This is a genomic window from Roseomonas mucosa ATCC BAA-692, assembly GCF_000622225.1.
GTDB classification, from domain to species: domain Bacteria; phylum Pseudomonadota; class Alphaproteobacteria; order Acetobacterales; family Acetobacteraceae; genus Roseomonas; species Roseomonas mucosa.
This window is the reverse complement of sequence record NZ_JHWD01000022.1, coordinates 38,630-59,550: the sequence shown is the minus strand read 5'-3', so window position 1 is coordinate 59,550 and position 20,921 is coordinate 38,630. Positions and strand designations below refer to the sequence as shown.

General features: G+C 70.4%; 20 protein-coding genes and 1 riboswitch. Of the genes, 12 read left to right on the top strand and 8 right to left on the bottom strand.

The window, feature by feature from the left end; translation table 11 throughout:
- Positions 1–77: 77 nt before the first annotated feature.
- Genes BT98_RS0116435 through BT98_RS24745 form a run of 4 tightly spaced genes read right to left on the bottom strand, consistent with a single transcriptional unit; the run spans position 78 to position 2,339 of the window.
- The gene (locus tag BT98_RS0116435) at positions 78–392 is read right to left on the bottom strand and encodes an HPr family phosphocarrier protein (RefSeq protein ID WP_019461824.1); all 315 of its coding nucleotides are present in this window, start codon (positions 390–392) and stop codon (positions 78–80) included.
- Positions 389–859 (bottom strand): PTS sugar transporter subunit IIA, encoded by a 471-nt coding sequence (locus tag BT98_RS24750; RefSeq protein WP_019461823.1) that lies wholly within the window; start codon positions 857–859, stop codon positions 389–391. The genes BT98_RS0116435 and BT98_RS24750 overlap by 4 nt, the downstream gene beginning before the upstream one ends.
- A complete protein-coding gene (gene rapZ / locus BT98_RS0116425) occupies positions 856–1,788 on the bottom strand; it encodes an RNase adapter RapZ (RefSeq protein ID WP_019461822.1) in 933 nt (310 codons plus the stop codon). Before rapZ ends, BT98_RS24750 begins: the two co-directional genes overlap by 4 nt.
- On the bottom strand, positions 1,785–2,339 hold the full coding sequence (locus tag BT98_RS24745; RefSeq protein WP_019461821.1) for an HPr kinase/phosphorylase: 555 nt from the start codon (positions 2,337–2,339) through the stop codon (positions 1,785–1,787). The genes rapZ and BT98_RS24745 overlap by 4 nt, the downstream gene beginning before the upstream one ends.
- A gap of 174 nt (positions 2,340–2,513) precedes the next feature.
- Between BT98_RS24745 and BT98_RS0116415 the strand changes: the two genes are divergently transcribed.
- From BT98_RS0116415 to BT98_RS0116395, 5 genes are all read left to right on the top strand, one after another.
- On the top strand, positions 2,514–3,110 hold the full coding sequence (locus BT98_RS0116415) for a DedA family protein (protein ID WP_019461820.1): 597 nt from the start codon (positions 2,514–2,516) through the stop codon (positions 3,108–3,110).
- 165 nt (positions 3,111–3,275) lie between these two features.
- Complete coding sequence (locus tag BT98_RS0116410; RefSeq protein ID WP_115359291.1) at positions 3,276–5,375, top strand: YjbH domain-containing protein; 2,100 nt, start codon at positions 3,276–3,278, stop codon at positions 5,373–5,375.
- A 99-nt stretch (positions 5,376–5,474) separates the two neighbouring features.
- On the top strand, positions 5,475–6,296 hold the full coding sequence (locus BT98_RS0116405; RefSeq protein ID WP_019461818.1) for a formate/nitrite transporter family protein: 822 nt from the start codon (positions 5,475–5,477) through the stop codon (positions 6,294–6,296).
- A 135-nt stretch (positions 6,297–6,431) separates the two neighbouring features.
- The gene (gene ade / locus BT98_RS0116400) at positions 6,432–8,132 is read left to right on the top strand and encodes an adenine deaminase (RefSeq protein ID WP_115359289.1); all 1,701 of its coding nucleotides are present in this window, start codon (positions 6,432–6,434) and stop codon (positions 8,130–8,132) included.
- Positions 8,133–8,248: 116 nt separating this feature from the next.
- Positions 8,249–9,499 carry a D-amino acid dehydrogenase gene (locus tag BT98_RS0116395; protein ID WP_019461816.1) on the top strand — a complete coding sequence of 417 codons (1,251 nt, stop codon included), beginning with the start codon at positions 8,249–8,251 and terminating at the stop codon, positions 9,497–9,499.
- An 18-nt stretch (positions 9,500–9,517) separates the two neighbouring features.
- On the opposite strand, the gene BT98_RS0116390 is transcribed toward BT98_RS0116395, so the two are convergent.
- From BT98_RS0116390 to BT98_RS26230, 3 genes are all read right to left on the bottom strand, one after another.
- The gene (locus tag BT98_RS0116390; RefSeq protein ID WP_019461815.1) at positions 9,518–9,985 is read right to left on the bottom strand and encodes a hypothetical protein; all 468 of its coding nucleotides are present in this window, start codon (positions 9,983–9,985) and stop codon (positions 9,518–9,520) included.
- 204 nt (positions 9,986–10,189) lie between these two features.
- Positions 10,190–10,621, bottom strand: coding sequence for a fluoride efflux transporter CrcB (crcB, locus tag BT98_RS0116385; protein WP_019461814.1), 432 nt, complete (start codon positions 10,619–10,621; stop codon positions 10,190–10,192).
- 82 nt (positions 10,622–10,703) lie between these two features.
- Positions 10,704–10,766, bottom strand: a riboswitch (Fluoride riboswitch).
- Between the two features lie 65 nt (positions 10,767–10,831).
- Positions 10,832–11,563: a GntR family transcriptional regulator gene (locus BT98_RS26230; protein WP_019461813.1), complete on the bottom strand. Its 732-nt coding sequence runs from the start codon at positions 11,561–11,563 to the stop codon at positions 10,832–10,834.
- Positions 11,564–11,760: 197 nt separating this feature from the next.
- Here BT98_RS26230 and BT98_RS0116375 point away from each other — a divergent pair, with 197 nt between their 5' ends.
- Genes BT98_RS0116375 through BT98_RS0116350 form a run of 6 tightly spaced genes read left to right on the top strand, consistent with a single transcriptional unit; the run spans position 11,761 to position 18,275 of the window.
- Positions 11,761–13,320, top strand: coding sequence for an ABC transporter substrate-binding protein (locus tag BT98_RS0116375; protein ID WP_027297299.1), 1,560 nt, complete (start codon positions 11,761–11,763; stop codon positions 13,318–13,320).
- 4 nt (positions 13,321–13,324) lie between these two features.
- Positions 13,325–14,284 (top strand): ABC transporter permease, encoded by a 960-nt coding sequence (locus tag BT98_RS0116370; RefSeq protein ID WP_081798628.1) that lies wholly within the window; start codon positions 13,325–13,327, stop codon positions 14,282–14,284.
- The gene (locus BT98_RS24735) at positions 14,284–15,114 is read left to right on the top strand and encodes an ABC transporter permease (protein ID WP_019461810.1); all 831 of its coding nucleotides are present in this window, start codon (positions 14,284–14,286) and stop codon (positions 15,112–15,114) included. The genes BT98_RS0116370 and BT98_RS24735 overlap by 1 nt, the downstream gene beginning before the upstream one ends.
- Positions 15,111–16,115 carry an ABC transporter ATP-binding protein gene (locus BT98_RS0116360; protein ID WP_079253416.1) on the top strand — a complete coding sequence of 335 codons (1,005 nt, stop codon included), beginning with the start codon at positions 15,111–15,113 and terminating at the stop codon, positions 16,113–16,115. Before BT98_RS24735 ends, BT98_RS0116360 begins: the two co-directional genes overlap by 4 nt.
- Positions 16,108–16,917: an ATP-binding cassette domain-containing protein gene (locus tag BT98_RS24730; RefSeq protein WP_115359181.1), complete on the top strand. Its 810-nt coding sequence runs from the start codon at positions 16,108–16,110 to the stop codon at positions 16,915–16,917. The genes BT98_RS0116360 and BT98_RS24730 overlap by 8 nt, the downstream gene beginning before the upstream one ends.
- An 11-nt stretch (positions 16,918–16,928) precedes the next feature.
- Entirely contained in the window at positions 16,929–18,275 is a 1,347-nt protein-coding gene (locus BT98_RS0116350; RefSeq protein WP_019461807.1) for an LLM class flavin-dependent oxidoreductase, read from the top strand.
- A 73-nt stretch (positions 18,276–18,348) separates the two neighbouring features.
- Here BT98_RS0116350 and BT98_RS0116345 read toward each other — a convergent pair whose 3' ends face one another.
- Complete coding sequence (locus BT98_RS0116345) at positions 18,349–19,254, bottom strand: LysR family transcriptional regulator (RefSeq protein ID WP_019461806.1); 906 nt, start codon at positions 19,252–19,254, stop codon at positions 18,349–18,351.
- 385 nt (positions 19,255–19,639) lie between these two features.
- On the opposite strand from BT98_RS0116345, the gene BT98_RS0116340 reads away from it, so the two are divergent.
- Entirely contained in the window at positions 19,640–20,911 is a 1,272-nt protein-coding gene (locus BT98_RS0116340) for an ABC transporter substrate-binding protein (protein ID WP_019461805.1), read from the top strand.
- Positions 20,912–20,921: the final 10 nt, after the last annotated feature.

Here is a 20,921-nt window from a genome sequence, read left to right as displayed (position 1 = left end):
CGGCGCGCTTCACCTCGGCGGGCTTGGCCTCGGGCCTGGCTTCGGCGCGGGGCTCCGCAGGCCTGGCCTCGGCCTTGTCAGTCTTCATGGAAGCCGGCCTCGATCAGGCCGGCGACCCCGTCCAGGGCCTCGCGGGCATCCCAGCCCTCGGCCTCGACCGTGATCGTGCTTCCCTTGCCGGCCCCCAGCATCATCAGGCCCATGATGGAACAGGCCGGGACGCTCTGGCCGTCATGGACGATGTTCATGCAGGCGGAATAGCGCTCCGCCAGCGTCACCAGCTTCGCGGCCGCGCGGGCGTGCAGGCCACGCGTGTTGACCACGGTGACCTTGCGCCGCAGGACCGGCGTGCCGGACTGGGGCGCGCCCGATTGGACGGTTTCGCTGCTCATCGGCTTCCTCCCTGTGCGGCCTGGGCTATCCCCTGGGCCGCCCCTTCCTCGCTCCTGGCGGCGTAAGGTGGGGTGCCGCGCAGCTCGGCCACCGTGCCGAGATACCTGCGCGCGGCCGTGACCGCATGTTGCACCGCCTGGTGCATCGGCTCCACGCCCCGCAGCTTGGCCAGCTTGACCAGCAGCGGCAGGTTGATGCCGGCCACCACCTCCACGTCGCCTTCCTCCAGCATGGAGGCGGCGAGGTTGGCGGGGGTGCCGCCATACATGTCGGTCAGCACCACGATGCCGTCGCCCTGCCGCACCTCGGCCACGCGGGCGCGCAACTCCTCGCGGCGGTTCTCGGCATTGTCCTCCGGCCCGATGCACAGGCAGGCGACGTTCTTCTGCGGGCCCATGACATGCTCCATGGCGAGGCGGAGTTCCTCGGCCAGGCGCCCATGGGTGACCAGTACCATTCCGATCATGGCGAGAGCACTCGGGCCTCCGGCCCCGGCGAAGGCGCGGCGGGTTCGACCGTCAGGCGCAATTCGCGATGCGAAAGATCGACCCGCCATCCCTGGCGGGCCAAGTGGGTCGCCAGCCGCTCGGCGGTCAGCACCGACCGGTGCTTGCCGCCCGTGCAACCGAGCGCGACGGAAAGGTACTTCTTGCCCTCGGCCTGGTAGCGCGGCAGCAGCGGGTCCAGCAGCCCGGTCAGATGCGCCCAGAACGGGGCGAAATCCGGGTCGGCCTCGATAAAGGCCGCCACGGGGGCGTCTCTCCCTGTCATGGGGCGCAATATGGGGTCGTAATGCGGGTTTCGCAGGAAGCGCAGATCGAAAACCAGATCCGCGTCCCGCGGCAGGCCCTTGGGGAAGCCGAAGGACTTCACCGAGACCGACATGCCCGGTGCCCGGTCGGGGCGGAAGCGGGCCTCCACCATCCGCCGGAGATCGGGCAGGGGCAGGCCCGTGGTGTCCACCACCCAGTCCGCCGCGTCGCGCAGCGGGGCCAGGAGCTCCGCCTCGCGGGCGATGCCCTCGGCGGCGCTGCCCTCCGGGGCCAGGGGATGACGCCGCCGCGTCTCGGAATAGCGGTGCATCAGCGTGTCGGCGTCGGCGGCGGCGAAGACGATCTGCAGATCCATGTCCGGCCGGAGGCGCAGGGCCTGCAGCCCGGCGGACAGGATGCTGACGTCGAAGCCACGGCTGCGCGTGTCCACGCCCACAGCCAAGGGGGGGCTGCCGGAAGGGCCGCCGGGGGCTTCGCCACCATCGGTGAGCAGGCTGCCCAGCACCGAGAGGGGCGGGTTGTCCACGGTTTCGTGACCCAGATCCTCCAGCACGCGGAGGATGGAGGCCTTGCCGGCTCCGGACAGGCCGGTGACGATGACGACCGGACGCGGGACGCTCATGCGGACCCGGAGGACGGCGGAGGGGCGAAGGCCCCGGCATGGCAGGATAGCAGGCCCCAGGCGGCAAGCAGGCCGAGTTCCACCTTGCGGGGTGCCGAGGCGTCGAGGGGATGCAGTGCCACCAGGGGCACCGCACCGCCGGGCGGGATGGCCGCGGCGGCCTGTCCGGCCACAGCGGGGGGACTGGCAGGCCTCCAGAGCCGTGGCAGCGGCAGCCGCGGCACCTGCCGACGCGGGACGCAGGCCACCGCGAGGCCGACCGTCACCTGGTCCAATGTTTCGAAGCCTTCCAGAACACCCAGCCCACGAACCTCCAGCATGCCCTTCAGGGCGGGCGGCGCCTGGGCGAGCAGGACACCGTCACGGTGACGCAGCAGAAGCTGGTCGTCGGCGACCAGCTTCCATCCTTCCCGGTCCAGGAGCCGCAGGAGAAGGTCCGACTTCCCGGCCCCAGGCGGGCCGAGCAGGAGAACCCCCATGCCCCGGTAGGCGGCGCAGCCGCCATGCTGGAGCCGCCACTCCCCATCCTCGTCCATCTGGAAGCCGATCATGGCGAAAAGGACAGGCGGCGAAAAGGGCCTCGCGGCCGGCCCGGCCCCGGTGCCCTCACCGTCGTCCCTTGTCCTCTCCTGCGGCGACCGGGAAGCGGCGGGAGGATGGGAGGATTTCCGGACAGGGCGAGGCGCCTTGCCGGCCGCCACGGCGCGGCCTAAAGCCCGCCTGGAATGGACGCGCTGATCAGCGGCTTCGAGGCCTGGATCCGGGAGAACGCCGCCTGGGCGCCCTGGGTCGCCATGCTGCTGGCCTTTTCCGAATCGCTGCCGGTGATCAGCCTCCTGGTGCCGTCCACCGCCCTGCTGCTGGGAATGGGCCTGCTGATCGGCAACGGCACGCTGCCGGCCTGGCCGGTCCTGCTGGGCATCGTGGCGGGCGGCGTGGCGGGCGATGCCGTGGGCTTCTGGGCCTTCCGCTGGCAGGGACGGCGCCTGCTGCGCCGCTGGCTGCCGCGCCGCCAGTGGCGGAACTACGCCAGCGCGGTGCTGTTCTTTCGCCGCTGGGGCTGGATGGCGGTCTTCGCCAGCCGCTTCGTCGGTCCGGCCCGGGCCTTCGCCTCCGCCATTGCCGGCCTGTCGGGGATGCGGCAGAGCCATTTCCAGGCCGCCAACCTGTGTTCCGCCATCGTCTGGGCGCCGCTGCTGGTGATGCCGGGCTACCTGCTGGATGCGCTGGGCGCCCTGTTGCTGCGTCCGGGCGCCTGGATCGTCCTGCTGCTGGTCGCCGTCCCGGCGATCGGGGGCTGGAGCCTGCTGCGGCGGCGCTGAGGCCCGCGGGCGGTGTTTCCGGGAGCGGGTCGGGATGCGGGTATCACGGGGGACGGTGCTGTGTTGAAATGGTCTCGGCCGGCGAAATTCCCGCATGAAGTGTCCGGTCGGTATTGAACTCCTTTCCGGCGTGTGCGCGTCTTCGCGGCGCCCGAAGCCTGTTCCGTGTCCCGCCTTTTCGTCTTCCTCCTCCTTCTGCTCGCCGCCACCGCCGCCGTCGCCGAGGAAGTGCCCGCCACCGGCGGGGATTTCGGCGGGGTGGGGCTGCTGGAAACACGCAATGCGCGCTTTCGCGAGGATGGGGTCCTGGAGGCGGGGACGTCGTTGCGGGCGGACCGGCGCTTCTGGTTCCTGGGCTTCCAGGCGCTGCCTTTCCTGGAAACCACCTTCCGCCTGAGCGAGCGGCTGAACGGTACGACCGGGCGGGGCACCACCACGGACCGTTCCTTCGACATGAAGCTCCGGCTGCTGCGGGAAAGCGCCTGGCTTCCGGCCGTGGCCGTCGGCCTGCAGGACATGATCGGCACGGGCATCTATGGCGGCGAGTATCTCGTCGCCTCCAAGCGCTGGCATGGCTGGGACTTCAGCCTCGGCCTTGGCTGGGGAAGGCTGGGTTCCGCCGGAGGGATACGCAACCCGCTGCGGCGGATCTCGGGCCGCTTCGACGAGCGGGAGCGCGATGTCGGGCGCGGCGGTACGCTGCGCACGGATTTCTTCCAGGGCTCGGATGTCGCGCCGTTCGGCGGCGTCGAATACAGCCTGCCGCCCCTGCCCACGCCCTGGGGCGCGGTGGAGGGGCTGCGGGCCAAGCTGGAATGGTCGGGCGACGAACTGCGCGACGAACGGGGCGGCTATCCCGGCCGGACCACCGGGCTGCGCGGCCGGGCCCGCTCGCAGCTGAACGGCGGGCTGCAATGGTCCAACGAATGGGTGGATGCGGGGCTGGCCTTCGTGAACGGGACGGACCTGCTGGCGCGGCTTTCCCTGCGCCTCGACCCGAACCGGATGCCGGTGATCCCGCTCTCCGCGCCGCCGCCGGTGCCGGGCCGCGCCGCCCGGTCCGACGGGGAGGAGGGCTTGGCCACACGGGTCTTCGCCGCCCTGGACGCGGCGGGCTTCCAGCCCCGGGCCTTCGCGCTGGAGGGCGGGGAAGCGCGGATCGCCGTGTCGGGCGGGCGGTTCCGCACCCTGCCGCAGGTGCTGGCGCGGATCACCCGCGCCACCGAGGGGCTGCTCCCGCCCGAGGTGCAGGTGCTGCGCCTGTCCTGGTGGCTGGGCGGGGCGGAGGTCGCCCGGGTGCTGGCGCCGCGCGACATCCTGGCCGACGCCGCGCGCGGCCACGTCAGCCCGGAGGAAGCCTTCGCCGCCGTGGCCATGCTGCCCGCGACCGGCGATCCCTGGTCGGGGGAAAGCCGCGCCCCGCCGCAACGGCTTTCCTATGGGCTGGAGCCCAGGCTCGGGCTGATCCTGGGCGATCCCACCCGCAGCCTGCGCTGGCAGGCGGCCATCGCCGGGACGGCGCGGCTGGAGCTGGGCTCCGGCTTCGCCCTCGCCGGGTCGGTGCAGCAGCGGCTGCTGGGCAATATCGGCGGCGGCCTGCCCTCCGACAGCCGGCTGCCGCACGTGCGGAGCGACTATGCGCGCTATGCCCGGGAGGGGGAGACCTCGATCCCGACGCTCTATGCCGAGCGCATCTGGAACCTTGCCCCCGATGTCTTCGCGCGGGGCACGGCCGGATGGCTGGAGCCGATGTTCGGCGGCGTTTCCGGCGAAGTGCTGTACCGCCCGCACGACCGCTCCTGGGCGGTGGGGCTGGACCTGAACTGGGTGCGGCAGCGCGACCATGACGGGATGCTGGGCTTCCGCGACTATGGCGTCGTGACCGGGCAGGCCTCGCTCTATGCCGACCTGCCGGTCTGGAACCTCTATGGCGTGCTGCGGGCCGGGCGCTACCTGGCCGGGGACTGGGGCGGCACGGTCGAGCTGGGCCGGCGCTTCGCCAACGGCATCGAGGTCGGCGGCTTCGCCACCTTCACCAATGTCTCCTTCGCGAAGTTCGGCGAGGGCTCCTTCGACAAGGGCCTCTATGTCCGCATCCCCTTCGACCTCCTCGGGGCGCAGACGCGCAGCACCGCCCAGACGGTGATCCGCCCGGTGCAACGCGATGGCGGACAGCGGCTGATGGTGGACAACCCCCTCTGGGGACTGACGCGGGACGGGCGGGACGAGGCCCTGGCGCGCGGCATCGGCGGCTTCGCGCACTGATCCGGGGAGGGCCCTCGGCCTTTCGCCGGGCTGGAACGTTGCAGTGTCAGCAATGCCTGGAGAAGCGAGGCTTCCCGGGGGTATTTTCGGGGGAACAGGATGGCCGACGAACAGCCGGGCGGGATGACGCGAGCCGAGGAGGAGAGCGCGGAGGAGATGGCGGCGCCCCGCTCCCGCGTCATCCATGAGGTGATCCGGCGCCAGGGGGAGGAGGAGCTGTCCCGGCCCGTCGGCTCGCTCTTCTGGTCCGGCGTCGCGGGCGGGCTGGCGATCATGACCTCGGTGATCGCCGAGGCGGCCCTGCACCACAAGCTCCCCGCCAGCATGCCCGGGCGGGAGGCGATCGCGGATCTCGGCTACAGCCTGGGCTTCCTGATGGTGGTCCTCGGGCGCATGCAGCTCTTCACGGAGCAGACGATCGTCACCGTCCTGCCGGTCATGGCGGCACCGGACTGGAAGCGGTTCGGCACCGCGGCGCGCCTCTGGGCCGTCGTCTTCGCCGCCAACATGGTGGGCACCTGCGTCGCGGCGGCGGTCAGCCTGTGGCTGCCGCTGATGGAGCCGCCGCTGCTCGCCTCGATGCTCGACATCTCGTCGGGCCTTCTGCGGAAGACGCCGCTCGATATCCTGCGGCAGGGCATCCCCGCGGGCTTCCTGATCGCGTCGTTGGCCTGGATCCGGGGCGGCATCAGCAGCGGCGATTTCTGGGTCGTGCTCGCGCTGACCTATGCCATCGCCCTCGGCGGCTTCACCCATGTGGTGGCCGGCAGCGCCGAGGCCTTCCTCCTGCTGTTCGCGGGGCAGGCCGGGCTGGCACAGGTTCTGGGCGGCATCATCCTGCCCGCGCTGATCGGCAACATCATCGGCGGGACGGGCCTCTTCGCGGTCCTGGTCCATGCCCAGGTCAGGCAGGAAATCTGATCCTGGCGGCGGGCGCGGCGCCTTGAAGCAGGGGAAGTCGGGGAGGAAAGAGGCTCCGCGCGCCAGAAGGGCAAACCGCTTGCGGAAAGCCCTGTGGTCCGGGAGCATTGGGGCGTCATGGAGGGGGCTGCGGCCATGCGGCGTGTGCTGGAGAAGCGGATCGACCAGGCGCTGGGGCGCGAGAAGGCCGATCTGGTGATCAAGGATGCCCGGATCCTCGATCTGGTGACGGGGACGATCCGGCGCGGCGACATCGCCATCTGCGGCGACCGGATCGTGGGGACGCGCGAGAGCTATGAGGGCGTGCGGGAGATCGACGCGGCCGGGCGCTTCGCCGTGCCGGGCTTCGTGGACAGCCATGTTCATTGCGAGAGCACGCTGGTCACGCCGGGGGAGTTCGACCGCTGCGTGCTGCCGCGCGGCACCACCACGGCGATCTGCGATCCGCACGAGATCTGCAACGTGCTGGGCGAGGAAGGCCTGCGCTATTTCCTCGATTCCTCGCTGGCCACGGTGATGGACCTGCGGGTGCAGCTTTCCTCCTGCGTGCCGGCGACGGAGCTGGAGACGGCGGGGGCGCGGCTCGACGCGCCGGAGCTGGTGCGGCACCGCGACCATCCGCAGGTGATCGGCCTGGCCGAGTTCATGAACGTGCCCGGCGTGCTGAACAAGGACCCCGTCTGCCTCGACAAGCTGGCGGCCTTCGCCGAGGGGCATATCGACGGGCATTCGCCGCTGCTCTCCGGCAGGGCGCTGAACGCCTATCTCTCCTGCGGCATCCGCAACTGCCACGAGACGACAGGCTACGAGGAAGGGCTGGAGAAGCTGTCCAAGGGGATGCAGGTGCTGATCCGGGAGGGCACCGTCTCCAAGGACGTGACCGCGCTGGCGCCGCTGATCGGGGAGTTCACCTCGCCCTTCCTGGGTCTCTGCACCGACGACCGCAACCCGCTCGACATTTTCGAGCAGGGGCACATGGATTATCTCGTGCGCCGGGCCATCGCGCTCGGCGCGCCGGTGACGGCGACCTATCGCGCGGCGAGCTGGTCGGCGGCGCGCGGCTTCGGGCTGCGCGACCGCGGGCTGATCGCACCGGGCTATCTCGCCGATATCCTGCTGCTGGAGGAGCTGGAAAGCTGCGCCGTCAGCTTCGTGCTGCGCAAGGGCGTGCCGGTGACGGCGGAGAGCTTCGCGGGGCGCGCCCTGCCGCCGCCGCCGGGCGGCAATTCCGTGCGCCTTGCCCCGGTGGGGCCGGAGGTGTTCCGCGTTCCGGAGAGCGCGGCGGGGTTGCCGGCGATCGGCATCATCCCCGGCAAGATCATCACCGCGCGGATCGACGATGCGCGGCCCCTGGTGCGGGGCGGGCTGTGCGAGGCCGATCCGGCCGGCGACCTGCTGAAGGTCTGCGTGCTGGAGCGTCACGGGCGCAACGGCAATGTCGGGCGCGGCTTCGTGCGCGGCTTTGGCCTGCGCGGCGGGGCGCTCGCTTCCTCGGTCGGGCATGACAGCCACAATATCTGCGTGGTGGGCGCCAGCGACGCCGACATGGCGCTCGCGGTCAACCGGCTGATCGCGCTGGGCGGCGGCTTCGTCGCGGTGCGCGACGGCGCGGTGCTGGCGGAACTCGCCCTGCCTCTGGCCGGGCTGATGAGCCTCGATCCCTTCGAGACCGTGCGGCACGCGCTGCACGGGCTGCGCGACACGGTGCAGGGGATGGGCTGCGCGCTGGAGGAACCCTTCCTGCAACTCGCCTTCCTGTCCCTGCCGGTGATCCCGCACCTGAAGATCACCGATCGCGGGCTGGTGGATGTGGACCGCTTCGCGCTGATCGGCTGAGGCGGCTCTTCCCTTTCGATTTTCCCTTCTGGTGCGGGAATGGTGGGCCGCCGTGGCTGGACAGGGGCCGCGTCAGGGCGCGAAACAGGGATGGCTGGAACGAGGAGTTTCGCGACATGCGCGTCATCCTGCTGGGGGCTGGCGTCATCGGCGTGGCCACCGCCTATTGGCTGCTGGAGGCCGGGCACGAGGTCACGGTGGTGGAGCGCCGCGAGGCCGCCGGGGTGGAGACGAGCTGGGGCAACGGCGCCATCATCCATGTCAGCTCCGTCCAGCCCTGGGCGGCACCCGGCGTGCCGATGAAGGTGCTGCGCTGGCTGGGGCAGGAGGATGCGCCGATGCTGCTGCGCCCCTCTGCCCTGCCGCGCATGTGGCGCTGGGGGCTGGGTTTCATGATGGCGGCGCGGCCGGCGCGCTACCGCGAGACCTGCCTCGCCAATCTGGAGCTGGCGCTGCTGAGCGCGCGCTGCATGGCGGAGATCCGGGCCCGCACCGGGGTCGCCTATGACGATGCCGGGCATTGCGTGCTGAAGACCTTCGCCGATGCCGCGACGCTGGAGGAAGCGGCGCTGGCGCATGAGGCGCTGGCGCCCTTCGGGCTGGAGACGGAGCGGCTGGACCGCGCCGCCTGCGTGGCGCGCGAGCCGGCGCTGGGGCCGGTGGCGGAGCGCATCGCCGGCGGCCTGTACTTCCCCCAGGACGAGATCGGTGACTGCAACAAGTTCAGCCAGGGGCTGGCCGCCTGGTGCGCGGCGCGCGGGGCGCGGTTCCACTACAACACCACGGCGAAGGACCTGTTGCTGCGCGAAGGGCGCGTGGCTGGGGTGACGACCAGCGCCGACGGGGGGAGCGGGGAGATCGCGGGCGACGCGGTGGTGGTGGCGCTGGCCAGCCAGAGCCCGATCTTCCTGCGCCGCCATGGCATTGCCTTGCCCGTCTATCCGGTGAAGGGCCTTTCGGTCACCGTGCCGCGCCGCGTCTGGCCGGAGGGGCCGCGCAACGCCATCCTCGACGACACGCGGAAATTCGCGCTGACGCCGCTGGGCGACCGCTACCGCATTGTCGGCTCGGCCGAGGTCGCCGATTACGACACGACGCCATCCCCGCTGCGGATCGGGGCGCTGATGCGTGGCGTGGCGGAGCTTTTCCCGGCGATGGCGGGCACGGAGACGGCGGAAGGCGCGGTGCGCTGGGCGGGGCTGCGGCCGATGGTGCCGGATGGGCGGCCGCGCATCGGCCCGACACGCATTCCCGGCCTGTTCCTGAACACCGGGCACGGCCATACCGGCTGGACCATGGCGGCCGGTTCCGGGCAGCGGCTGGCGGCGCTGATCGAGCGGCCGGAGCGCGTGCCCGTCGCGGCCTGAGCGCGGAAGCGCCGCGCCCTATGGGGCGGCGCCGTCCCCGCTGTCGCCCCAGGGCGTGGCGGCGCGTTCGGACAGGTTCACATAGGTGTCCTCGTGGCGATCGACATGGACCATCAGGCCCATGGCGCGCGCCGCGAGGATGAACATGCCTTCCCCCACATAGCAGTCGCCCGACGGGTCCATGGCCTTGTGGAAGCGCTCCGCGACATGCTTCCAGCCATAGGTGGAGCGCCGGCGGTTGATGCGGCGGCTGGGGGGCGCCTGCTCGATGAAGCGGGCGGCCCGGAGGAATTGGGTGACGCAGCGGGGGGAGGTCATCTCGGCACGGCGGGCGGCGTGCCGGGCGGTCGCATCGCAGTCGATCACCCGGTCGATCGGGCGGATGATGCCCTTCCAGCTCAGGAAGGGATCGGCTTCCCGCCCCTCGGCGATCACGGCCAGGGGGTCGGCCTCGAGATCGGTCAGGGTCCGCGGGCAGGCCGCCACGCATCCCGTCTCCCGCCCTTTTTGCTGTTCCGGGCCAGCCGATGGCCTTTGCCGCGTGAGCTCGTCCATCCGGGAAACCTCTAAGGGTTCCAGTGGGCCGTGACCGGGGCCGAGGTCAAGCGGCGGCATGTCCGTCTGCCGTCGCCGGAGGTCGGGCCTCGCCCCGTGCCCCGCCCCAAGCGATGGCGCATGGGGCTTCCGCCGTCATGCATCCTCCTCGATGGCGGCCTGGGCGATCTGCCGGGCGCCGCCGTTGACATGGGCCGCGATGGTGTGGCCCACGGCCACCGCCCCGATGCAGAGCAGCAGGGAGGCCACGATGTTGATCGACGCACGAAGCACGGCGCCGCTCCTCAGCAGGTCCAGCGTCTGGAGGCTGAAGGAGGAGAAGGTGGTGAAGCCGCCGCAGAGTCCGATCATCACGAAGAGGCGGATGTTCTCCGACACCGGGAAGCGGCCATGGGCCAGGGTCAGCGTGCCGAAGAAGCCGATGACAAAGGAGCCGGCGACGTTGATGAGGATGGTGCCCCAGGGCAGGTCGCGGCTGATCGGCAGCGCCAGCACGGAAACGGCATAGCGCGCCAGGGTGCCGAGGGCGCCGCCGATCATGACCAGAAGGCAGGTGGTGAATGACATGCTCGCTCCTTGCTTGCGGGGCGAGCGAAGGAACCCGCCCAGCGGCAGGCGTGGTCCGGACGCACCCCTACCGCATTCCGTGGTTGCGGTAGGAGTCATCAGCCCATCTGGGCGGTTTCGGGGGAACCCCATCCCCATCGGGAACAGGGATAGGCCCGTGGAATGCTGAAGGCAACGGGCCGGGGTGAGCAAGCTGGGGCGGGGAAAGGCTCAGGGAAGGCCGGGGTGGACCGCTCCGGAGGCTTGCAGCGTCCCTTCCGGTGATGCCTCCGGCCCGTCCTCTGGCGGCGGGGCCGGGGCCTGCCGGGGGCGGAGCATGACGACGCTGCGGATGTGGTAGCGCATCTCCGCCGCGGCGATGTCCGCTTCCCGGCGCCGCATGGCATCGAGGATGCGGCGGTGCTCGGCGACCACGCGCCCGGCCCAGTGGGGACGGCTGCCCTCCATGGCGCGCACCAGCGTCGCCTTGTCGTGCAGCATCTCCATCTGCCGCAGCAGCGCGGCATTGCCCGCGCCCTGGCCGATACGCAGGTGGAAGGCGCCGTCGAGGGCGTGGAAGGCATCGAGGTCGCCTTGCGCGAAGGCCGTCTCCTGCTGGGCGATCAGCCTTTCCAGCACCGTGGTGCAGCCCGGCTCGCGCGCCACGGCGAGGCCGACCGCCATGCATTCCAGGGCCTCGCGCAACTCACAGAAGTCGCGGATCTCGGCTTCCGTCATGCGGATGACGCGGTAGAAGCGGCCGAAGCGCTCCACCAGCCCGTCATGCAGAAGGCCCTGCAACGCTTCCCGCACGGGCGTGCGGCTGACGCCGAAGCGCTGGCCCAGCGCCACCTCCTGCAACTGCGTGCCGGGGGCGAGGCGCAGCGAGACGATCTCCGCCTTCATGGCGGTGTAGAGGTCGAGGCCGCGCGCCGTGTCGGTGCCGACCGGGAGGGTGGCCATTTCATCCACGCCCGCGTCTCCTTGGTTGCGCCGGGATTGGGTATGCCGAAATTTTCGGCTTTGTCGATCAACGCACGGGCATTTCTGGAATGCTGAGGCATTCTTGCGGTGAAAATCACCCTTGCAAAGCCTGAATGACGTAGATGTATACTGAACGGCGAAATCTTTCGCTGATCCACCCACCGGGAACCAGCATCATGACCGAGGCTTCGCTTGGCGCTGGGCTTTCCTGGCGGTCTCTCCTCGCCGCGGGTGGAATCGGGGCCCTGGCGCTGGGCGGATTTCCGCAGGCCGGCCTAGCGGCGTCCGGTATCCTGCGCGCGGCCATCTCTGGCTATGGGGTCGTCAACACACTGGACCCGGCGAAGGCGGCGCTGATCCCGGAATACTATGTGATCTGGGCCCTATACAACGGGTTGCTGAAGCTCGACGCACAGATGCGGCCGGTGCCGGATCTGGCGGAGAGCTTCCGGACCACCGAGGACGGCGCGCTGGAATTCCGCCTGCGCCAGGGCGTGAGGTTCCATGACGGCAACACGCTGACCTCGGACGACGTGAAGTTCACGCTGGAGCGCTTGCTCGACGAGAAGACACAGTCGCCCAACCGCAGCAAGGTGTCCGCGGTCAGCGCCATCGAGGTGCCGGACCCGCTGACGGTGCGGCTGCGCACCGACCAGCCCTTCGCGCCGCTGCTGACCTTTCTGTCCAACGTGCGCACCGGTACGCAGATCCTCTCGCGCGCCGCGGTTTCCGCCGATCCGGAGGGATTCGGGCGCAAGCCGGTCGGCACGGGCGCCTTCTCGCTGCGCTCCTGGGAACCGAACCAGGCTCTGAAGCTGGCCGCCTTTCCCGGCTATTTCGGTGGTGCGGCGAAGCTGTCCGAGGTCGAGATCCCGCTGATCGCCGAGGAAAGCAGCGGCGTCACTGCCCTGCTGGGCCGGCAGGTGGACCTGACCAGCACCGCGCCCTTCGCCGACATCCCGAACCTGCAGAAGCGCACCGACATCAAGGTGCTGAAGCAGCCGGGACTCAACACGCGCTTCCTTTGCCTGAACAACCGCAAGCCGCCCTTCGACGATGTGCATTTCCGCCGCGCGGTGTCCTTGGCCATCAACCGCGACGTGCTGGTGCGCGTGGTACTGTTCGGCGAGGGTGTCGCGACACCGGGGCTGATCCCGCCCTCCCTGACGGAATCCTACGACCCAAAGCCGAAGCCGCTCTCCTCCTTCAACGCGCAGCGGGCCAAGGAGGAGCTGGCGAAGTCGAAATACGGGCCGAGCACGGAGGGCGTGATCCTCACCTGGGGCTCCGGTTGGTGGAAGCGCATCGGCGAGGTCGTGGCGGCGCAGGCGAACCAGGTATTGGGCACGAAGCTCACCGTCGAGGTCAACGAGGCCAATACCGTCTTCTCCCGCATCCGCGCCGGCGACTACCAGGCGGGCACCTGGGGCTGGCTCGGGATGATCGATCCGGACGAGTATTCCTACGACCTGCTGCACAGCGAGGGCTGGCGCAACTTCACCGGCTACAGGAACCCGAAGCTCGACGAGATCCTGGTGCGCGCCCGGCGGGAGCTCGACCCCGCGAAGCGTGGGGTGCTGTACCGGGAGAGCGAGAATCTGTGGATCGAGGACATGCCGGTGATCCCGCTCTTCTGCTCCAACATCCACAACCTGCTCGCGGCCAATGTCTCCGGCTTCACGCAGCTGCCCTATTCCAATTTCGGGGACCAGTTCGCCGGCATGACGGTCGGATAGGGCATTGGGCGCCACCCACCTGCGGCGGGCCGGCCGCCGTGCCGGCATCCTGCTGCTGACCGTGCTGGCGGGGGCGCTGCTGGTCTTCCTGGCCATGAAGGCGGTGCCAGGCGATCCTGCCCTGGCCGCGCTGGGCGAGAATGCGCGGCCGGAGCTGGTGGAGGCCTTCCGCCGGACCCATGGCCTGGACCGGCCGGTCTGGTGGCAGTTCGCCTCCTGGCTGGGCGGCGCGGCGCTGGGCGATTTCGGCCGTTCCCTGACGCTCGCGGGCGGCGTGCCGGTCGGTTCGCTGATCGCCAGCCGCCTGCCGGTCACCGCCTTCGTTGGCCTCTACGCGCTGCTGCTGGCGGTGGCGATCTCGCTGGTGATCGGCACGGTGGCGGCCCTGCAGCGGGGGAGGGCGCTGGACACGGCGATGACCTCCTTCGCCGTGCTGGGCGTCTCCATGCCGGATTTCTGGCTGGGCTATGTGCTGGTCTTCTTCCTGGCGCTGAACTTCCCGATCTTCCCTTCCTACGGCTTCGTCTCGCCGGTGGAATCCCTGGGCGGGGCGCTGCTGTCCGGCTTCCTGCCGGCGCTGGCCATCGCCGCTCCCATGGCTGCCGTCTTCTCGCGCGTGCTGCGGGCCTCGCTGCTGGAGGTGATGCACCGTCCCTTCGTGCAGGTCTCGCAGTCGCTGGGCTTCTCCGGCCCCTTCGTCTTCTTCCATGCCGTGCTGCGCAACGCGCTGATCCCCTATGTCACGGTGATCGGCCTACAGGTGCGCTACCTGCTCGGCGGGGTGGTGGTGATCGAGCGCGTCTTCGGCATCCCGGGCCTTGGCTCGCTGATGGTGGATGGCGCCTTCGGGCGGGACTATCCGGTGATCCAGGCCTGCGCGCTGACCTTCCTGGTCGTGGTGCTGCTCACCAACCTGCTGGTGGACCTCGTCTGCACCCGCCTCGACCCGCGGGCACGCGCCTGATGGGGGAAATCCTGCGCAGCCGCACCCTGGCCCTCGGGCTGCTGATCACACTGGTGGTCGTGCTCGGCATCGCCATCGGCCCGATGGTCACGCCCTTTCCGGCGGAGGAGATGGATTTCGTCAACGTGCTGACGCCGCCGGATGCGACGCACTGGCTCGGCACGGATTCCTATGGCCGCGACGTGCTCTCGCGCATCCTCTCGGGCGGCCGCATCTCCTTCCTGGTCAGCTTCGCCGGGGTGCTGGGCGGTGCGGCGATCGGAACGGCGGTCGGCATGACCGCCGCCTGGCGCGGCGGGCGGTGGGAGGCGCTGCTGATGGCGGGCTGTGACCTGCTCTTCGCCTTTCCAAGCTTCGTGCTGGCGCTGTTCATGATGGTGGTGCTGGGCTTCGGCATGCAGAACGTGATCCTGGCCATCGGCCTCACCTACCTGCCAATCTTCGCGCGCCTCGCCCGCAACCTGACGCGTATGCTGATGCCCGAACCCTATGTGCAGGCGGCGCGGCTGATGGGGCAGGGGCCGGTGCGCATCCTGGTGCGGGAGATCCTGCCTAACATCCTCTCGCCGCTGATGGTGCAGGTGAGCGTCGGCGTAGCCTTCGGCATCGTGATCGAAGCGGGGCTCTCCTTTCTCGGCCTGGGCGTGCAGCCGCCGACCCCCTCGCTGGGCGTGATCCTCGCAGATGGGCGGGAATACTTCCAGAGCGCGCCCTGGGTGCTGACCCTGACCGGACTGGTGGTTTCCGTGGCGCTGCTGGGGCTGAACCTGCTGGGCGATGGGCTGCGCGACCTCGCCGATCCGCGCCTGCGCCGGGCAGCCGGGCCATGAGCGTCGCAGTGCGGGAACGCCACGCCGTGCCGCTGCCCGGGGAGGTGGCCGCGCGGCCGCTGCTGGAGGTCCGCAACCTGCGCATTCAGGCCGGGCCGCTTTCCGTGGTGCGGGGCGTGGACCTGGTGCTGCGTCCTGGCGAGACGCTTGGCATTATTGGCGAGTCCGGCTCCGGCAAGACCGTCACCGGCCTGTCCCTGCTGCGCCTCCTTCCCGAAGGGCTGCGCGCCGAGGCGGACGTGCTGGTCTGGCGCGACCGCGACCTGACCGGCTTGTCGGACCGGGAGTTCCGCCCCTATCGCGGGCGGGAGCTCGCCATGGTCTTCCAGGACCCGGTCGGCTCCTTCAACCCGGCCAAGACGATCGGCTGGCACCTGCGCACCGCGCTCGCCCGCCGCGACGAGGGGCGGAAGCCGGAGCCCTGGTATCCGCGCGCCGTGTCGCTGCTGGAGGGCGTCGGCATCCCGCGCCCGGAGGCGGTGCTGGAGCGCTATCCGCACCAGCTTTCGGGCGGCATGCTGCAGCGGGCGCTGATCGCCATGGTGGTGGCGCTGGAACCCGGACTGATCGTGGCCGACGAGCCGACCACCAACCTCGACAACATCGTCGAGCAGCAGATCCTGGCGCTGTTCCGCGACCTGCGGCACCGCCTCGCCGCGGCCTTCGTCTTCATCACCCACGACATCGGCATCGCCGGGCAGATCAGCGACCGGCTGGCAGTGATGTATGCCGGGGAAATCGTGGAGACCGGTCCGGCGGCACAGATCCTGGCTGCGCCGCGCCATCCCTATACGCGTGGCCTGATCGCCACCGCCCATGCCCTGGTGACGCGGGCGGAGCGGCTGGCCGAGATTCCCGGGCAGTTGCCGCCGCCCGGGGCACGCCCCGAGGGCTGTGTCTTCCGCCCGCGCTGCACCTGGGCGCAGGAGGGCTGCGAGGCCGTCCAGCCCCTGCGCACCGTCGCACCAGGGCGCCAGATCCGGTGCCTGCTCAATGCCTGAACCTATGCCGGGCGAGCCTCTGCTGCGTGTCGAGGACCTGGTCGTCCGCTTCCCGGACCCGCACCGCCCCGGCGGCGTGCTGACGGCGCTGGACGGCATCAGCCTGGATCTCGCGCCCGGCGAGATCCTGGGGCTGGTGGGCGAATCCGGCAGCGGCAAGACCACGCTCGGCAAGACGGTGCTGCGGCTTTACGAGCCGCAGGGCGGCCGCATCCTGCTGCACGGGCGGGACATCGCCCATGCCACGGAATCCGCGCTGCGCCCGCACCGCCGCGCCATGCAGATGGTCTTCCAGGACCCGCTCTCCTCCTTCAACCCGCGCCACACAGTGGGCAAGGCGATCGCCACGCCGCTGCGCCTGCACCGGCTCTGCCCGGAGGGCGAGGTCCCCGCTCGCGTCGCGGCGATCCTGGACGAAGTCGGCCTGCCGGCGGGCTTCGCCACCCGCTTCCCGCACCAGATGTCGGGCGGGCAGTTGCAGCGTGCGGCGATCGGCCGCGCCCTGGCCCTCTCGCCCGAGCTGATCGTGGCGGACGAGGCGGTGTCCAAGCTCGACGTCTCCGTGCGGGCGCAGGTGCTGAACCTGCTGCGCGCGGTGCAGGCGCGCAGCAACCTCGCCATGCTCTTCATCACCCATGACCTGCATGTGGCACGCTTCCTGTGCCACCGGATCGCGGTGATGCACTTCGGCAGGCTGCTGGAGATCGGCCCGACCGAGCAGGTCTTCACCCAGCCCCGCCACGACTACACACGCGCGTTGATCGGCACCCTGCACGGCGTGCCGGACCGCGGCGCCGCCTGAGGAGATCCGCCATGCCCGCCCGCAAGATGATCAGCATGGGCCTGTCGATGCGCTATCTCGGCTATCACGCCGCAGCCTGGCGCCATCCGCAGGTCGATCCGGGCGGGGCCTCGGACTTCTCCCACTTCCTGAACGTCGCGCGGCTCGCCGAGGCGGCGAAGTTCGACATGGTCTTCCTGGCCGACGGCATCGGCATCCGCGCGAAGGACGAGCCGCCGGGCTCGCTCTGCCGCTCCGCCCAGACGGCGGAGCTGGAGCCGCTGACCCTGCTCTCCGCCCTGGCGCCGATGACCACGCATATCGGCCTCGTCGCCACCGCCTCCACCACCTACAACGAACCGTACCACATCGCCCGGAAATACGCCTCGCTGGACCGGATCAGCGGCGGCCGCGCGGGATGGAACATCGTTACCTCCTGGTCGGATGCGGAGGCGCAGAACTTCAACCGCGACCAGCACCTGGACTACGGCACGCGCTACGAACGCGCCGCCGAATTCGTCGAGGTGGTGAAGGGGCTCTGGGATTCCTGGGATGCCGACGCGCTGGTCCGCGACAAGGAAAGCGGCATCTTCTTCGACGCGGCGAAGCTGCATGTGCTGAACCACCAGGGCAAGCACTTCAAGGTGAAGGGGCCGCTCAGCGTGGCGCGCAGCCCGCAGGCGCGTCCCGTCCTGGTCCAGGCCGGGGCCTCCGAGGCGGGCATGGAGATCGGGGCGGAGAGCGCCGAGGTCATCTATGCCGTGCCGCACGAGATCGACACCGGCCGCAGCTACTACCGCGACCTCAAGGAGCGCGCCGCGCGCAAGGGGCGGGACCCGGAGGGGATGAAGATCCTTCCCGGCATCACCCCCTTCATCGGCGAGACGGAGGCCGAGGCGCGCGAGAAGTACGACCTGCTGAACGCGCTGGTCGCGCCGGAGCTGGGGCTTTCCTATCTCTACGGCCAGATGGGCGACCTTTCCGCCCATTCGCTGGACGGGCCGGTGCCGGAGCCGAACGACCCCAAGGTCCGCAGCATCGCGCAGAACCTGCTGAAGCTGGCGCGCCGCGACAACCTCACCATCCGGCAGCTCTACACCACCATCGCGGCGGGCTTCGGCTCGCGCATCCTGATCGGCACCGCGAAGCAGATCGCCGACGAGATGGAGGCCTGGGTGGAGGCCGAGGCGGCGGACGGCTTCAACATCTGCCCCGCCGCCCTGCCCGTGGGGCTGGAGGATTTCGCGGCGCAGGTGGTGCCGGAACTGCAGCGGCGCGGGATGTTCCGCACGGAATACGCCTCCCGCACCCTGCGCGGGAACCTGGGTGTGCCGGTGCCGGCGAGCCGCTACGGCGGGGCAGTCGTTCCCGCGCGCTGACGCGGGCGCCCGGGCGCTACGCCCGGCGTTGCTCTGGCCCCCAGGTGCGGGGCGCTCGGCAACGGCGGCGCCTTCAGATGAAGCCGTGCTGCTGTGCATAGGCATGCGCCACGCTGACCGCGATCCCCGCCAGCTTGGGCACCAGGACGGCATCGGGTGCCGGGCGGTAGCTTGCGGTGAAGCGGGCCAGCGGCAGGCGCAGCGGTGTCTCGATCAGGCGCAGCTCGCCGCGCGCGATCTCGTTCTGCGCGACCACGGGGGGGATGGCGGCGATGCCGATGCCGTCCACCGCCATGCGGATCATGGTGGCGAGCGAGGCGCTGGCATGGATGCGGGGCGCGCCCAGGCCCAGCGCCTGGAAGGCCTGGCGCAGGTCGCGGTGGTTGACGGTGTTCTTGGGGAAGGTGATGAGCGGGTGCCGGCGCAGCGCCTCCGGCGGCACCGGCTCCTCCTCGAAGCGCGTGCGGCGGCCGGCCAGGAAGCGGATCGGGTAGGAGATCAGCTCCAGGTCCATGAGCTCCGGCTCCGAGAGCGGGCCGGTCACGAAGGCGAGGTCCATCTCCTGCCGCAGCAGCGCCTGCTTGAGGTCCGGGGTGATGGCGACCTCGATCTCGAAGGTGACGGTCGGGTGGCGCGTGTTCACCTGCTCGATGAAGTCCGACAGCCAGGTCTGCACGATGGTTTCGGCGACGCCGAGGCGCACCACGCCGCCGAGCTGCTCCCCGGCGGCGATGGTCTGCACCATCTCCGTGTGCAGCCGCAGCAGGCGCTCGGCATAGCCCAGCAGGTGGCGCCCCTTGGGCGTCAGGTGGATCGAGCGTCCGGAGCGCTCGAAGAGCCTGTGGCCGAGTTCCGTCTCCAGCCCCGCCACGCGCTGGGAAACGGCGGGCTGCGTGGTGTAGAGCCGCTCCGCCGCCCGGCCGAAGCTTTCCAGCGTCGCGACCCAGTAGAAGATCTCCAGGCTTCGCAGGTCGATCATGGTCCTCGCTGGCGGCCACCTCCGGCTGGAGGGGACTATGCGGGATGCGCCGGCGCCTTGCCCATCCGGCGCGCCGGGCGGGCGATGCGGAATATGGGGTCCCGGCGCCGGAAGCGGCCTTCCGGTGCGCCAGGACCTTGCGATGACGCCGCGCAACTGCCCGGTATTTCGGCATTCTCTCATAAGCCTGGCTGATGGCATCCGGTTGTGAAAGCCAATTGGACAGAATGGATGCGTCTCGCCGATCCTTCCGTCCTGAGCTTTGGACCCGTCCGGTGGCCGCCAGCGCCCCCGCGAGCCTTCCCGGCGGCCAAGCCGTCCATGCCTCGGACGAACTCTGCCGGTGCCGGCGGAGCCGCATCCGTTCCATCGCCAGAGAGGGTCCATGCTCACTCGCCGTGCCGCGCTCCGTGCCTCCGCCCTGGGGGCCGCCCTGGGGTCCGCCAGCCTCCCGCTCGTGAACATCCGCCGCGCCCACGCCGCCGAGGAGGTGGTGATCGGGGCCGTCTATCCGCTGACCGGCAACAGCGCCCAGATCGGGCAGGACGCCAAGGCGGTGATGGAGGTGGGCACCGAGATCATCAACGGCCAGCACGACCGCGTGCCCATGCTGCTGGGCGAGGGCGGCGGCCTGCCGAAGCTGGGCGGCGCGAAGCTCCGCCTGGTCTTCGCCGACCACCAGAACGACCCGCAGAAGGCCCGCGCCGAGGCCGAGCGCCTGATCACGCAGGAGAAGGTGGCGCTGATCATCGGCAGCTTCTCCTCCGCCACGGCGGCGACCATCTCCCAGGTCACCGAGCGCTACCAGATCCCCTATGTCTCCGCCGACAACTCCTCGCCCAGCCTGACGCAGCGCGGGCTGCAATGGTTCTTCCGGCCCTCGCCGAACGACGTGACCTTCACCGAGGCCATGTTCGACTTCTTCAAGGAGACGGGGGAGAAGACCGGCCGCAAGGTCGGCTCCATCTCGCTCTTCTACGAGGACAGCATCTTCGGCACGGACAGCGCCACCATCCAGCGGAAGATGGCGGAGCAGGCGGGCATCAAGGTCCTGGCCGACATCAAGTACCGCGCCAACTCGCCGAGCCTCGCCGCCGAGGCGCAGCGGCTCAAGGCGGCGGACGCGGATGTGCTGATGCCCTCCTCCTATACCAGCGACGCCATCCTGATCCTGCGCGCCATGAACGAGATCGGCTACAAGCCCAAGGCGATCATGGCCCAGGCGGCCGGCTTCCAGGAGCAGGCCTTCCTCGCCGGCGTCGGCGCCATGGCCGAGGGCGTGCTCAGCCGCTCCTCCTTCGCCATCGACGCGGGCAGCAGCCGGCCGGCGATCGAGAAGATCAACGCGCTCTACAAGGCCAGGCAGAACAAGGACCTGAACGACAACACAGCGCGCGAGTTCACCGCGCTCCAGGTGGCGGCGGACGCGATCAACCGCGCCGGCTCGACCAGGGCGGCCGACCTTCAGAAGGCCTTCCAGGCGACCGACATCGGCGGCGACCAGACCATCATGCCCTGGAAGGGCGTGAAGTTCGACAAGGCAGGCAACAACCTGCTCGGCACGCCGGTGATCCAGCAGGTGACCAAGGGCTCCTACCGGACCGTCTGGCCGTCCGACGTGGCCTCGGTGCCGCTGGTCTGGAACGTCGGCCAGTAAGCGCCGAAGG